General features: G+C 49.4%; 13 protein-coding genes and 1 tRNA gene. 6 read left to right on the top strand and 8 right to left on the bottom strand.

What is annotated here, in order from left to right:
• Nucleotides 1–19 precede the first annotated feature (19 nt).
• From iroN to LG384_RS08095, 3 genes are all read right to left on the bottom strand, one after another.
• On the bottom strand, nt 20–2,194 hold the full coding sequence (iroN, locus tag LG384_RS08110; RefSeq protein WP_225760727.1) for a siderophore salmochelin receptor IroN: 2,175 nt from the start codon (nt 2,192–2,194) through the stop codon (nt 20–22).
• 546 nt (nt 2,195–2,740) lie between these two features.
• Nucleotides 2,741–2,828: transfer RNA gene (locus LG384_RS08100), tRNA-Ser, on the bottom strand.
• A 143-nt stretch (nt 2,829–2,971) separates the two neighbouring features.
• The gene (locus LG384_RS08095; protein ID WP_225760726.1) at nt 2,972–4,600 is read right to left on the bottom strand and encodes an ABC transporter substrate-binding protein; all 1,629 of its coding nucleotides are present in this window, start codon (nt 4,598–4,600) and stop codon (nt 2,972–2,974) included.
• A gap of 270 nt (nt 4,601–4,870) precedes the next feature.
• On the opposite strand from LG384_RS08095, the gene yccA reads away from it, so the two are divergent.
• Nucleotides 4,871–5,530 carry an FtsH protease modulator YccA gene (gene yccA / locus LG384_RS08090; protein WP_043015806.1) on the top strand — a complete coding sequence of 220 codons (660 nt, stop codon included), beginning with the start codon at nt 4,871–4,873 and terminating at the stop codon, nt 5,528–5,530.
• An 88-nt stretch (nt 5,531–5,618) separates the two neighbouring features.
• Complete coding sequence (tusE, locus tag LG384_RS08085; protein WP_045441362.1) at nt 5,619–5,948, top strand: sulfurtransferase TusE; 330 nt, start codon at nt 5,619–5,621, stop codon at nt 5,946–5,948.
• Here the strand turns inward: tusE and yccX are convergent.
• Genes yccX through LG384_RS08070 form a run of 3 tightly spaced genes read right to left on the bottom strand, consistent with a single transcriptional unit; the run spans nt 5,945 to nt 7,637 of the window.
• The gene (gene yccX / locus LG384_RS08080; protein WP_045441361.1) at nt 5,945–6,226 is read right to left on the bottom strand and encodes an acylphosphatase; all 282 of its coding nucleotides are present in this window, start codon (nt 6,224–6,226) and stop codon (nt 5,945–5,947) included. The two genes, tusE and yccX, sit on opposite strands and share 4 nt — an antisense overlap.
• Before the next feature lie 58 nt (nt 6,227–6,284).
• On the bottom strand, nt 6,285–7,073 hold the full coding sequence (locus LG384_RS08075; RefSeq protein WP_136345459.1) for an AraC family transcriptional regulator: 789 nt from the start codon (nt 7,071–7,073) through the stop codon (nt 6,285–6,287).
• A gap of 15 nt (nt 7,074–7,088) precedes the next feature.
• Entirely contained in the window at nt 7,089–7,637 is a 549-nt protein-coding gene (locus tag LG384_RS08070; RefSeq protein WP_200042401.1) for a kinase inhibitor, read from the bottom strand.
• 212 nt (nt 7,638–7,849) lie between these two features.
• Between LG384_RS08070 and rlmI the strand changes: the two genes are divergently transcribed.
• Together rlmI and hspQ are read left to right on the top strand one after the other, a co-directional pair.
• Nucleotides 7,850–9,061 (top strand): 23S rRNA (cytosine(1962)-C(5))-methyltransferase RlmI, encoded by a 1,212-nt coding sequence (gene rlmI, locus LG384_RS08065; RefSeq protein WP_045441358.1) that lies wholly within the window; start codon nt 7,850–7,852, stop codon nt 9,059–9,061.
• A 57-nt stretch (nt 9,062–9,118) separates the two neighbouring features.
• Entirely contained in the window at nt 9,119–9,436 is a 318-nt protein-coding gene (gene hspQ / locus LG384_RS08060; protein WP_045441357.1) for a heat shock protein HspQ, read from the top strand.
• Nucleotides 9,437–9,541: 105 nt separating this feature from the next.
• Here hspQ and LG384_RS08055 read toward each other — a convergent pair whose 3' ends face one another.
• Nucleotides 9,542–9,955, bottom strand: coding sequence for a CoA-binding protein (locus tag LG384_RS08055; RefSeq protein WP_045441356.1), 414 nt, complete (start codon nt 9,953–9,955; stop codon nt 9,542–9,544).
• Between the two features lie 172 nt (nt 9,956–10,127).
• Between LG384_RS08055 and LG384_RS08050 the strand changes: the two genes are divergently transcribed.
• The gene (locus LG384_RS08050) at nt 10,128–10,790 is read left to right on the top strand and encodes a DUF2057 family protein (RefSeq protein ID WP_045441355.1); all 663 of its coding nucleotides are present in this window, start codon (nt 10,128–10,130) and stop codon (nt 10,788–10,790) included.
• 93 nt (nt 10,791–10,883) lie between these two features.
• Nucleotides 10,884–11,342 carry a methylglyoxal synthase gene (mgsA, locus tag LG384_RS08045; protein WP_045441354.1) on the top strand — a complete coding sequence of 153 codons (459 nt, stop codon included), beginning with the start codon at nt 10,884–10,886 and terminating at the stop codon, nt 11,340–11,342.
• Between the two features lie 32 nt (nt 11,343–11,374).
• On the opposite strand, the gene helD is transcribed toward mgsA, so the two are convergent.
• Nucleotides 11,375–13,429 carry a DNA helicase IV gene (gene helD, locus LG384_RS08040; protein ID WP_225760725.1) on the bottom strand — a complete coding sequence of 685 codons (2,055 nt, stop codon included), beginning with the start codon at nt 13,427–13,429 and terminating at the stop codon, nt 11,375–11,377.
• Between the last annotated feature and the right edge of the window lie 67 nt (nt 13,430–13,496).

Here is a 13,496-nt window from a genome sequence, read left to right as displayed (position 1 = left end):
TATGACTGTAACAATGCGATCAGAATGACGCAGTAACACCGGCATAATAAGCCCGGCCAGGCTCGTTATAGGTATTCGCCCCTTCGGAAGAGCGGTAGATCTGTTTGTCGAAGATATTGCTAACCCCGACATTAAGACGCAGATTTTTATTAATATCGTAATTGAAGTTGGTACCTACCAGTGAATAAGCCCCCAGCTCTTTGCCTGACAGACCACCAGTATCTTCACTGCGCGATTCCGCATGGGTACGCGGTTTTTGTCTGCCGTATAATGTCCAGTTAACGCTGGCAGAGAACGCCTGAGTGATAGTCCAGTCTAAAGAGTTATTAATAGTATATTTCGGGATGACCGAAAGCGGGTTGCCGGTATCTTTTTGTTCCGACGTGATCATATAAGTGGCATTTGTATTCCAGCTCAGACGATCTTTCACCAGTGGGATCGCCATGCTGGCTTCGATACCGTCAACCAGCGCTTTCCCGCCATTCTGCCACTGGAGGATATATGCGCCGGATGAGGATTGCCCAATAATGTTATCCCCGGCCACGATCTTATTCTGGTAATCATTGCGGAAGTAGGTCACGCTGGCGTGGTAATCTTCCCAGGCGAACTCCAGACCGATTTCTTTGTTAATACTGATTTCCGGATCGAGATCTTTATTACCAATCAGATAACAACCGCCGGACGTAATATCTTTTGGGCAACCATTGCCTTTCGAGTAGAGCAGATAACCTTCGCTGGATTGATAAAGGTTTGGTGCTTTGAAGGTTCTCGCAATCCCCGCTTTGACTTTGAAGTAATCACCTAATTCCTGCGAGAGGTTCAGACTGGGACTGAAGTTACCGCCGGAATCGTTGAGATAATCAAAGCGCAGGCCGGGAATAATATTCGTGCCGGCAACAGGCTCAATATTATCTTCAATATATAGCGCGCTGATTTGGGAATGGTTTTTACTGCTGCGTTCCGCAGCCGAGCCAGAAATACCACCGATATTACTATCGCTCACCGTTAAGCCAGTAGAAGAAGGATCTTCGAGTCTATCGCGGCTCCACTCCGCACCAACGGTAACCGTCTGATCAACCAGCAAATTCAGCGGAATATTGAGTTCCCCGCTGGTTCGCCAGGAGTTGAGACGGTTGGTAGTGAACCTCTGATCCGCCGAAATGCGCCCTTCACCACCACCGGATAACCCTTCATCCATACGGGTATTATTGGTTTTTTCGTAATAGACACCAAAGCGGCTTTGTCCCCAGTCCCAAATACCGTTATGCGTAATGCCGTAATTCTGACGGTACAGGCGATTCGTCTCTTCCCCGGATTTGGCGAGGTTTTCGGTAACCGCATTAGAAGAGCTGTTTTGCGTATCGCCAGCATAAATATTTCCCTGCCGGCTATATCCAGCCTCAAAATCAAGGATTTGCTGCGGATTTAATTTCCACGATACCACACCGTTAATATCTTTATTACGTACCCCTTCGTGCCCGGCCGCATTTTTAGTTCCGGCTGCGGAGTTAATATCCCAACTGTCGGCATCGGTTTTATTCAGATTGCCATACAAGCGCATAGTCAGCACATCGCCGACCAGCGGCCCGCTGAGATTAAAGTTGGCACGACGCGTGGCACCTTCATCGCTGCTTTCCGGCTGATTGGTGTATAACGACAGGGAACCATGCCAGTCGTTGGTGGGACGTTTGGTAATGATGTTCACCACCCCACCCGCAGCACCCGAACCGTAGCGCGCCGCCGCAGGGCCGCGAATCACCTCAATGCGTTCGACTTGTTCCGGCGGTACCCAGTTGGTGTCACCGCGGGTATCGCGTTCCCCACGCCAGCTATAGCGCACAGAGTTGCGCGACGTCACTGGTACACCATCAATCAAAATTAAGGTGTTTTCCGGCCCCATGCCACGAATGTCAATTTGCCGGTTATTACCGCGTGTACCCGATGCACTATTACCGGTCAGATTTACCCCTGGCATCTTGCGAATAATATCGGAAAGGTCGTTGACCGGAGGGTTCTTTTTAATATCTTCGCTGGTAATAATCGATACGCCAGGTTGTTGTTTTAGTACCTGCTCAGCAGTAGCTTCTATCACCATGGTCTCGCCGCTATCATCGGTTGATTTGGCTGCTGATACTTGACTATTAAACCCTACAAGGATCGCGGTTAGCGGCCAGAGGATCTTGTTAATTCTCATACCCATTCCCTAATAAATGCCTAACTTTAAAGTGGTTGTTCGTTAAGCTCACACCCTTCCCAGGTATTCTTATTATTATAATTATTCGTCAATGATAATGATAATTAATATCATTTAATAAAAAGTAAGGCAACCTTTTGCGAATTTTGATTTGTGTACAAGGAGAAGTAAGAATCGTGCTGACAGGTACGATTATTGAGGAGAACAAAACCGACACGAAGCAGATTACAAGAATGGTCATCACGTCTGCGCTGCGCCATACAACTGGTGCACAGTGGATGTACATTTCACGATACTAAAGTCAAAAGAGTTTCGAATTACGAAAGCAGTAGCCGGGAGAAGTAACGTTTCTTAGGCGATAAAACAGAAAACCAGCTTCTGGCTTATGTTCGAAAGATAAAAACCACGCCAGTTTTGAACGAGCAAGGACAGGAAAATTCACACCCAAAAGCCCGGTAGTAGGCTTCATAATATTGAAAAGATACCAACAGTATACAACCGCCCAAAGCAAGAAGGGGTTACCTTTCGGTAACCCCTTCTTTTATTTGGCGGAAGCGTAGAGATTCGAACTCTAGAACCCTTTCGGGTCGCCGGTTTTCAAGACCGGTGCCTTCAACCGCTCGGCCACGCTTCCAATGAGGCGCACTATAAACATCCCGAACGGACCTGTAAAGCACCAAAGTGTTCGTTTGCCTGAAAAACAGCCAAATTAATGTTAATTGACTGAAATAACAACAAATTGACCATTTATTCAGCACGCATCTTGCTCTCTTTGGTTTAATGTTTTTTGATGAACATATCTTTGGTGTAGTAATTTCCACGGTTATCAGGAGCAAATCCCCCAACCCACGGCTTCACCAGATGCGTATGGACATAGTGATAAACAGGTATTGCCGGAACATCTTCGCCCAAAATGTCCTCAGCCTGCTGGTAGTATTTCCCTCGCTCGTCCAGCGAGCCTGCTCTCGCCGCATTGAGCATCGCTTCATCATAGGCAGGATTACTGTACTTAGTGGTGTTCTCACTATCACCGGTACGGAAAATATTGAGGAAGCTCGAGGCATCGTCATAATCGGCTATCCACGCATAGCGCACGACATCAAAATTGCCGGTGTGCATGGTGTCCAGCATGGTTTTCCATTCCTGATTCTGCAGCTTTACCTCGACGCCGAGGTTTTTCTTCCACATCGACGATGCGGCAATCGCAATACGTTGATGCGTTTCGAAAGTGTTGTAGAGCAAATTTAACGAGAGCGGATGCTCCGGACCGAAACCGGCTGCGGCTAACAGTTTTTTCGCTTCAGCAATGCGTTTATCGCGCGGCCACGCGGCATACTCCGGTACGTGCAGTTTGACACCGCCAATTTCAGGCTGGCTGATTACCCACGCTTCACGCTGCCCCTGCGCCATGACCTTTTGGGCAATGATCTCTTTATCCAGCGCCATATTCAGCGCCCGGCGCACACGCGGGTCATTAAACGGCGCGCGAGTCGTATTGAACTGGTAGTAATAGGTTGAAAGCAGAGGTGAAACGCGCAGCTCATCTCCCATCGTCTTTTTCAACTGCGCGAACTGGTTTACCGGCACGCTAAAGACAATATCAATTTCCCCGGCCTTGTAGCGGTTAACGTCAGCTGCTTCTGAGCTGATGGGCAGATAAGTGACTTTATCAATTACCGTATGCTGATCATCCCAGTAGTGCGTATTACGTACGGCAACAATCCGCTCATTGACCACCCACTGAGAAAGCTTGTATGCACCGCTACTGACAAAATGCTCTGGCCTGGTCCACTTATCACCAAAGCGGCTAATCAGCACTTTATCCAGTGGCACCAGCGACGGGTGAGCCAACATAGCCAGAAATGCAGCCGTTGGCTGCGTCAGGGTAATCTCCAGGGTGGTGTCATTGAGTGCTTTTACACCCAGTGTAGCGGGCTCCTTTTTCCCAAGGGCAATGTCGAGCGCATTCGCAACGTGCATATTGCCGAGATAAGAGGCATACGGCGAAGCAGTTTGTGGTGAAACAAGACGCTGCCAGCTCCAGACAACATCCTGTGCGGTAATGGCTGAACCATCTGACCAGGTAATACCTGGACGTAAATGAAAGGTCCAGACGGTATTGTCTTTATTCTCCCAGGATGACGCCAGGCGCGGCTCAATCTCCCCTTGCAGATTGACAGAAACCAGCCCATCGAACATATCACTGATTAAATTAAACTCAACGTTGCTTTCGACTTTATGTGGATCCAGCGATGCAGGCTCGCTGCCGTTATTTCTGACCAGTTCCTGTTGTTCTGCCAGCGGTGTTCCTGTAGGAACATTTGCTGCCCATGCCACACCGTTTATAGACATCAAACAGACAGCCAACAGCGTAAACGTCAATACCTTCGGTCTATGTTGAGCCATTCCCTTCACCTTATTGTTCTGTTATATGATGACACCGCTGTAACTCTTAAAGGATTCAGGTGATAACGCAATATTTTTCAGCCACCTATAAGATGTCGATCTGACATTTGCAGACAATAAGTGATAACATCTAATTCAGGAGCTTTTGCTGAAATAAAATGCTTAAGCCTGGCGGGTTAAAATGCGTAAAGATGGGTAAAACCGCTGTGTCATTTCCAGCGATTTAATTATCCTCCTTCATTAATTACATCTGTCATAAGAGAGTGACTCATGGATCGTATTATTAGTTCTTCGCGCGACCGTACATCGCTACTCAGCACGCATAAAGTGCTGCGCAATACCTATTTCCTGTTGAGCCTGACGCTGGCATTTTCAGCGATCACGGCGACCGCCAGTACGGTACTGATGCTGCCATCTCCAGGTCTTATCCTGACGCTGGTAGGTATGTACGGACTGATGTTCCTGACGTATAAAACGGCAGATAAACCGGTTGGCATTCTGTCAGCTTTCGCTTTCACCGGTTTCCTCGGCTACATTTTGGGGCCAATTCTGAACACCTACCTGTCGGCAGGCATGGGTGATGTTATCGCTATGGCCCTGGGCGGTACTGCTCTGGTCTTCTTCAGTTGCTCAGCGTATGTGCTGACCACCCGTAAAGACATGTCCTTCCTCGGCGGTATGCTGATGGCTGGTATTGTGGTGGTGCTGATCGGTATGGTTGCGAATATTTTCCTGCAACTGCCAGCTCTGCATCTGGCCATCAGTGCGGTGTTTATTCTGATTTCCTCAGGTGCAATCCTGTTCGAAACCAGCAACATCATCCGTGGTGGTGAAACCAACTACATCCGTGCGACAGTCAGCCTGTATGTATCGCTGTACAACATCTTCGTCAGCCTGCTGAGCATTCTGGGCTTCGCCAGCCGCGACTAAAACGTCAAAACGTATTACCCGGCCCCGCTTATGCGGGGCTTTCTTTTTTGGTAAACTGCCGCCAGTCTGACTAACGTAGTGAAGAAATATGTTGATCTTTGAAGGTAAAGAAATCAGTACCGATAGCGAAGGCTATTTAAAAGACACTACAGAATGGAGCGAACCGCTGGCAGTTGTCATTGCTGAGAATGAAGGCATCACCCTTTCGGCTGAACACTGGGAAGTGGTGCGTTTTGTGCGCGATTTCTATCTGGAGTTTAATACTTCTCCGGCAATCCGCATGCTGGTAAAAGCGATGGCTAATAAGTTTGGCGAAGAGAAAGGCAACAGTCGTTATCTCTATCGCCTGTTTCCCAAAGGTCCGGCAAAACAGGCGACAAAAATCGCAGGCCTGCCAAAACCGGTAAAATGTATTTAATAACGAATACTAAATCCCTTTAGTTCGTCGCCAGGGCGATGCGGTTCACTGAGAACCCGGTCTACCCTGGCACTGCGTGGCCCACCGGCTTTTAACCACTTCATCAGTTGTTCCACCTGCTGGCTTTCACCACAGGCGACAATCTCTACGCTGCCATCATCCATATTCTTCGCATACCCGGTTAATCCGAGTCGCTGCGCTTCATGCTGCGTCGTATAGCGAAATCCCACTCCCTGTACCCGACCGTGTACCCAGGCAATGATGCAGACTTTCGACATGGAGGTTCTCCTTCTTATTGTAAATGGGCATACTTTCACACTGTAAATGTGAATACCATTAACGTACCTGCTTCGGCAGACACCCGTAATGCTGGCGGAATCTTGCCGTAAATCTCGAACCAGACATATAGCCACAGCGTATTGCAATCTCACCAATCGGTAATTTCGTCGACTGCAACTGAGAAAGAGCGTATGACATACGTACTTCCTCGACAATTTGTCTATAGCTCTGTGATTCCTGCTGTAGCCTTCGACGTAATGTAGAGGTGCCCATCGCTAAACGACCGGCAATTTCATCTGCTGTCCATAGCTTAGCAGGCGACAACATAATGAGTTGCCTCACCTGTTCCGCCAGCTTAAAACTGCGCTCAATCAGAAGTGGCCCGGCAGCTCCTTCATGTAAGAGAGCCAGAAGTAATCCCATCGCCTGATGTTCCTGTAGTTTTACCGGCAGGCCCTGACGCACAGCATCCAGCAAACTCGCCCACATAAACGCCAGGCTATGGCTCATTGGTGTACATAACGATCTTAGCTTCGCGGGGGGATAATCCTGCACATACGAACTTTTAAATCGCGTAATGATCTCAGGCGAGAGTAGCAACAAATCTGAACGAAAAGCACCCTGTGCGGGTTGATTGATAATCTCAAGACAGGAATCTGCAGGGATAATAAGCAATTCGCCTGTGCCGGCAACCAGACGGTTATCATCCTGGATGATGACTTTACTACCGTGAGTGATGTGACATATCGCCGCAGAAAAAAGCTTAACACGATGCAAGCGGTGCAGTTGGCTGGAGTTTACCTCTGCCGCGGTAAGCACATTATGTTTGAAATATACGTCCTGCACCGTGTGTCCCTCAGTTTATCTTCCGTATGTGGCCGTTAATTCAGCTTTAGCGATGACATGGCTGTTAAGCATAAAACCCACCAGCGCACCGCTCGCATTACTATCGATGGGCAACATTTCCGTATTCAGCGCCCACACGGTGAACTGGTAACGATGAGGTTTATCGCCTGCTGGTGGACAGGCACCGCCAAATCCAGAATAACCGAAATCATTCCTCCCCTGAATAGCCCCTGCGGGTAACTTATCTTTTCCAACGCCAGATGGAAGAGTCTGAACGTGTGCTGGAATATTCACCACCGTCCAGTGCCACCAACCACTTCCTGTTGGGGCATCTGGATCAAATAACGTAATGGCATAACTTTTGGTCCCGGCTGGCGGGTTTTGCCAGCTCAGTTGTGGCGAGATATTCTCACCATTACAGCCAAAACCATTAAAAATCTGTTTCTGTGTTAATTGAAGGTTATCTGTAATATCCGTACTGCTAATACGGAACGCTGATGCCGCAGTTACATTAAAACTTATGGCCGTTATCGTGATGGCTAGCAGAGAAGAGACTGTTTTCATTGTGTTTCCTTAACTATATGAAGAAATATCAATGTAATGGTTATGCTTTAAGGAAACTGTGCTGCTGTGATTCCATTTTGTGCTGAAATGCTCGCAACCATACTCTGATGATTGCCCCCTTCATCTGTGCTACCCTACGCGCCATTTTGTTTTAACGGTATCAGGTTGGTTCTCATCCAGCCCGCATCGCTGTTTGTGAGAGGTTGCTCCGCATGACTGAATCTAAATTTCCGCAATATCCCCGCATGGTGTTAGCTAAAGGGCGCGAAAAATCATTACTTCGCCGCCATCCATGGGTATTCTCCGGTGCCGTCGCACGTATTGAAGGCAAAGCCAACCTTGGTGAGACCATCGATATTGTTGACCATCAGGGTAAATGGTTAGCACGCGGTGCATATTCTCCTGCATCACAGATCCGTGCGCGTGTCTGGACATTCGACAAATCTGAATCCATTGATACTGATTTCTTTGTCCGTCGTCTGCAACAAGCGCAGAAGTGGCGCGACTGGCTGGCGAAGAAAGACGGGCTGGACAGCTACCGTCTGATTGCCGGTGAATCTGATGGGCTGCCCGGTGTCACCATTGATCGCTTCGCTAACTTCCTGGTTCTGCAACTGCTCAGCGCAGGGGCCGAATATCAACGTGCCGCACTGATTAGCGCCCTGCAGATAGTTTTCCCTGAATGCGCCATTTATGACCGTAGCGACGTTGCCGTACGTAAGAAAGAAGGTATGGAGCTTACGCAGGGACCTGTTACCGGCGAACTGCCCCCTGCTCTGCTGCCAATCGAAGAACACGGTATGAAGCTGCTGGTTGATATTCAGCGCGGTCACAAAACAGGTTATTACCTGGATCAACGTGACAGCCGTCTGGCGACGCGTCGCTACGTCGAAAATCAGCGCGTTCTGAACTGTTTCTCTTATACCGGCGGTTTTGCCGTGTCGGCATTAATGGGGGGATGCAGCCAGGTCGTGAGCGTTGACACCTCCCAGGAAGCGCTCGACATCGCCAGACAAAACGTTGAACTGAATAAACTGGATCTGACTAAAGCCGAGTTTGTGCGTGATGATGTGTTCAAACTACTGCGAGCCTATCGCGATCGCGGAGAGAAATTTGATGTCATCGTGATGGATCCGCCGAAGTTTGTCGAAAACAAAAACCAGCTGATGGGCGCCTGTCGTGGCTATAAGGACATCAATATGCTGGCTATTCAGCTTCTGAATCCTGGCGGTGTGCTGCTGACATTCTCCTGCTCCGGCCTGATGACCACCGATTTATTTCAGAAAATCATCGCTGATGCCGCAATAGATGCTGGTCGTGATATACAATTTATAGAGCAGTTCCGTCAGGCCGCCGATCATCCGGTGATCGCTACCTACCCGGAAGGGCTGTATCTGAAAGGGTTTGCCTGTCGCATCATGTAACTTGAAAAGTGGAATATTACCCTTACATAAAGGGTATCTATTTCCCGGGAGGTGACTATGATTGCCAGCAAATTCGGTATCGGCCAGCAGGTCCGCCATTCCCTGTTAGGTTACCTCGGAGTGGTCGTGGATATCGACCCGGAATATTCGCTTGATGAACCGTCACCCGATGAGTTGGCGGTTAACGACGAACTTCGCGCCGCTCCCTGGTATCACGTGGTGATGGAAGATGATAATGGCCTGCCAGTACATACGTATCTGGCGGAAGCACAGTTGAGCAGTGAGCTACAGGAAGAGCATCCGGAGCAACCCTCAATGGATGAACTGGCGCGGACAATCCGCAAACAGCTTCAGGCTCCACGCCTGCGCAACTGATTTTAGCACTTGCCCGATGGCGCTTCGTTTATCGGGCTTACGCGTCTTATCCGGCCACGAACCGCAGGCCGGATAAGTAACGCGCCATTCGGCAATAACACAGGCTTACTTCGCCAGCCCGAGTCGAGGGATCTCAATTGCCGGACAACGATCCATCACCACCGCCATACCGGCATCACGTGCCAGCACAGCCGCCTGTTCATTGATCACCCCTAGCTGCATCCATAAAGTTTTCGCCCCAATGGCAATTGCCTCCTGCGCAACGCCCCAGGCTGCTTCTGAATTACGGAAGACATCCACCATATCCACTTTCTCAGGTACATCTGCAAGGGTCGCATAGCCCTGCTGTCCCAGCAGCGTTTTCCCGGCAACCTTGGGTGAAACGGGGATAACGTGATAGCCCTGATCGAGCAAATATTTCATCACCCGGTAGCTAGGGCGCTCGGGTTTATCACTCGCGCCCACCAGCGCAATCGTACGGGTGGATGTCAAAATGCCAGCAATATCGGTCTCTTTCATTATCTTCCTCCAGGCTGTTTTGCAAAGTGTACGACAAACCTGACGTTGCAACCATTCATCCCATACTGGCGCATGAGAGCTAAACTGACAAATATGTCTATATGTTAGTAAACATGATTACCGAAAAATTTTGATACATCTTACTCAGGCATTTTCTGGACAGGAGAAACCTATGAGAGCCGGCATTGTGACAGTCTTGATTGCCCTGTGTTTGCCGGTAACCGTTTTGGCCACCTCACTACGTTTGTCTAATGATATTGATCTACTGGTACTGGACGGAAAAAAGGTCTCAAGCTCATTACTGCGTGGTGCCGACAGTATTGAGCTTGAGAATGGCCCCCATCAGCTTGTTTTTCGCGTAGAGAAAACTATCCGCCTGTCCAGCCATGAAGAACGCCTCTATATTTCCCCACCACTGGTCATCAGCTTTAATACTCAAATGGTCAGTCAGGTTAATTTTCATCTTCCACGCCTGAGCAACGAGCGTGACGCAACACATTTTGATAGCGCCCCGCGCGTCGAATTGCTTGACGGGGACTCCATGCCCATTCCGGTGAAACTGGATATTATGGCGATCACTTCAAAGGCAAAAATCGTGGATTATGAAATTGAGACTGAGCGCTATAACAAAGCCGCCAGGCATGCCTCGTTACCGCAATTTGCCCCCATGATGGCAGATGACAGCTCATTGCTCTCCGGAGTTTCTGAACTGGACCGGGTTCCGCCTCAGTCGCAAACACTCACCGAGCAGCGTTTAAAATATTGGTTTCAGCAAGCCGACTCACAAACGCGGAGTAACTTTTTGCAATGGGCGCAAAAACAGCCACCTTCATGACATTTATGTTCATATACGCATTTTTTTTGTCTTTCTCTTGCAGCGTCAAGTGCTTCCAGTACTCTGTAACGAGGTTAACTTGGGAGCTGTACTATGGAATTGACGACTCGCACTTTGCCAGCGCGCAAGCATATTGCGCTGGTTGCACATGATCACTGTAAACAGATGTTGATGAGCTGGGTAGAACGCCACCAACCGTTGCTGGAAAAACACGTTCTCTACGCGACAGGAACGACAGGAAACTTAATTCAACGCGCTACTGGTATGGATGTAAATGCTATGCTGAGCGGCCCAATGGGCGGCGACCAGCAGGTGGGCGCGCTGATCTCTGAAGGGAAAATCGATGTGCTGATCTTCTTCTGGGATCCGCTCAATGCCGTCCCTCACGATCCTGATGTAAAAGCCCTATTGCGCCTGGCCACTGTCTGGAACATTCCGGTCGCGACCAACGTTTCTACCGCCGATTTTATCATCCAGTCGCCAAACTTCAGCGATGCGACAGAAATCCTGATCCCGGATTACGCCCGTTACCTGGCAGAGCGCCTCAAATAATCGTCAGGCAGGCGGTACATGCCGCCTGCTTATCAGGGTTTTCTGCTTACCGGTACATCCAGTTGTTTAAGTTCATCGACAAAACACGACGGCGTGTCTTTGTTAAACAGTAACCATACCCGATGCCGCGCACGTGTTAGCGCCACGTACAGTAACCTTCTCTCTTCTGCATCAGGGAAGTCTTCAACAACAGGAAGCAACGCCTCTTCCATAATTGACTCGCGGGCCGGCGCCGGAAAACCATCATTTCCTTCATGCAGTCCGACGACAATAACGTAATCTGCCTGCTGCCCTTTACTGGCATGGATAGTCATAAATTCAAGCTGTAGCCTGGGCCAGCGAGTAGCCGCTTTTTCCAGACTGGCGGGTTTTAGATGATGGTAACGCGCCAACACCAGAATTCGCTCTTCAGCTTTCGCAAATCCAGAAAGCTTATCCAGCAATAAATCCAGCTGACTTTCCTCCAACAGCGTCACCGCTTTTTTATCCCCTGACGTCAGGCTGTTGAGCGGTTTCGCAAGCTGATGTGGGTTTTTTTGGATAAACCGGTTTGCGACCTCGCCAATGCGGCTATTAAAACGGTATGTAGTATCCAGGTCACAGCGATCACCCTCGCCAAAGGTATGATGGAATGCGGTAGTCAACGAAAGCTGCGCGCCGCTAAAACGATAAATCGCCTGCCAGTCATCCCCCACCGCAAACAAAGTGGTCTGCGAGTTTTGCTTACGTAATGCAGCCACCAGAGCGGCACGCTGTGGGGAAATATCCTGAAATTCATCGACCAGAATATGTTTCCAGGGGCTGATAAAGCGCCCCTTTTCCAGAATGACAATTGCCTGATGGATCAACCCGGAAAAATCGACAGCATTTTCTTCCTTCAGAGCTCCCTTCCAGGCCTTAAGCAGCGGCGCCATCAGTTTAATGCGTTTACTGAACAGATCGCGAATTTCCTCCGGGGCATTGGCAATCATTTCAGCCTGCGCTCCGCCATGCATGCGCATAAGTCCAACCCAACGATCTAATCTTGTGGCCAAACGACGCTGCAACTTTTCGTCGTCCCAAAAATTGCCCTCAGGCACAGTCCACTGCATCTCCTCTTCTAACCACTGCCGCCAGCCTTTGGCCTGCGCCTTTTTCTCGCTGCACTGCTGACGCCAGGTGGTGATAAAGAGTTTATGCCGCGCGGCAGTATCGTTTTCAAGCTTACTTACCGTTGGAACTTTTTTACTGCCCTGCTGAATGATATGTAGCGCCAGCGAGTGAAACGTCCGTGCGCTGATCTCTTCTGTATGCAGTCGCTCGCGGATACGATCATCCATCTCCTGGGCTGCTTTGCGACCAAAGGCTAACAGCAGAATCTGTTCAGCAACGGCTTCCCCCTGCATCAACAGCCACCCAGCGCGAGCCACCAAAACAGAGGTCTTGCCGCTTCCGGCTCCCGCGAGCACTAACAGTGATTTCTCACCATTTACTACCGCTCGCGCCTGGGCCGCATTCAGCGGCGAGGATTCGATATGTGCAAAGAACTCAGCATGCTCCGCCAACATTGCGTCGGTATACGCCTGATTATGTTGTAAACGACACACTTCAATGTCCTTCAACCAGGACTGACATTGTCGTAATGCCTCACGACAATTATCAAATTCTTCTAATCGATTAACCGGTAGAGGCAACGCGGCAAAGGCGTAGCGGATCTGCTGTTGTAACCCTGAGGTTTGATCACGCGTCAGCCATTTATTCTCCCCGGTACGAACGGCAATCGCCTGCAGTTGCTCCTGTAAAACACCGGCTGCCACTTCGCTCATCTCCTGGCTCCACTGCTGCCAGAGCGTATTCAAATGGTGATGGAAACGCTGAGTTTCAGCCCACTCTGTACCGTGCAGGCGTACAACCTTATCTTCCGGAAGCACAAACTCCAACTCCCCCCAGACAAGGCCTCGTTTGCAATGTATAGCCAGTAACTGATTGAATGGAATAAGATACTCATGACGATCGCCGGAAACCTTTATCCCGGCATTGAGAATAACGGCTCGATCGTAAGGGTGTTGCGCCAGACGTTTTCCAAGAGAAGTTGCTTTCAGTTCCATAAGACTTACGCGGATCCACACGAAGAGGTTTACTTATCAGTGTAACCGCCAGAGAAAACGTGCTCCA

It is taken from the genome of Citrobacter sp. Marseille-Q3906 (assembly GCF_916618775.1).
Taxonomy (GTDB): Bacteria; Pseudomonadota; Gammaproteobacteria; order Enterobacterales; family Enterobacteriaceae; genus Citrobacter; species Citrobacter murliniae.
The sequence above is the reverse complement of the archived record's forward strand: the minus strand, read 5'-3'. Positions and strand labels throughout refer to the sequence as shown.

What these genes read in the sequence shown, in the direction of transcription:
- iroN (WP_225760727.1), bottom strand. Translation starts at nt 2,194, where the DNA reads ATGAGAATTAACAAGATCCTCTGGCCGCTAACCGCGATCCTTGTAGGG.
- LG384_RS08095 (WP_225760726.1), bottom strand. Translation starts at nt 4,600, where the DNA reads ATGGCTCAACATAGACCGAAGGTATTGACGTTTACGCTGTTGGCTGTC.
- yccA (WP_043015806.1), top strand. Translation starts at nt 4,871, where the DNA reads ATGGATCGTATTATTAGTTCTTCGCGCGACCGTACATCGCTACTCAGC.
- tusE (WP_045441362.1), top strand. Translation starts at nt 5,619, where the DNA reads ATGTTGATCTTTGAAGGTAAAGAAATCAGTACCGATAGCGAAGGCTAT.
- yccX (WP_045441361.1), bottom strand. Translation starts at nt 6,226, where the DNA reads ATGTCGAAAGTCTGCATCATTGCCTGGGTACACGGTCGGGTACAGGGA.
- LG384_RS08070 (WP_200042401.1), bottom strand. Translation starts at nt 7,637, where the DNA reads ATGAAAACAGTCTCTTCTCTGCTAGCCATCACGATAACGGCCATAAGT.
- rlmI (WP_045441358.1), top strand. Translation starts at nt 7,850, where the DNA reads ATGACTGAATCTAAATTTCCGCAATATCCCCGCATGGTGTTAGCTAAA.
- hspQ (WP_045441357.1), top strand. Translation starts at nt 9,119, where the DNA reads ATGATTGCCAGCAAATTCGGTATCGGCCAGCAGGTCCGCCATTCCCTG.
- LG384_RS08055 (WP_045441356.1), bottom strand. Translation starts at nt 9,955, where the DNA reads ATGAAAGAGACCGATATTGCTGGCATTTTGACATCCACCCGTACGATT.
- LG384_RS08050 (WP_045441355.1), top strand. Translation starts at nt 10,128, where the DNA reads ATGAGAGCCGGCATTGTGACAGTCTTGATTGCCCTGTGTTTGCCGGTA.
- mgsA (WP_045441354.1), top strand. Translation starts at nt 10,884, where the DNA reads ATGGAATTGACGACTCGCACTTTGCCAGCGCGCAAGCATATTGCGCTG.
- helD (WP_225760725.1), bottom strand. Translation starts at nt 13,429, where the DNA reads ATGGAACTGAAAGCAACTTCTCTTGGAAAACGTCTGGCGCAACACCCT.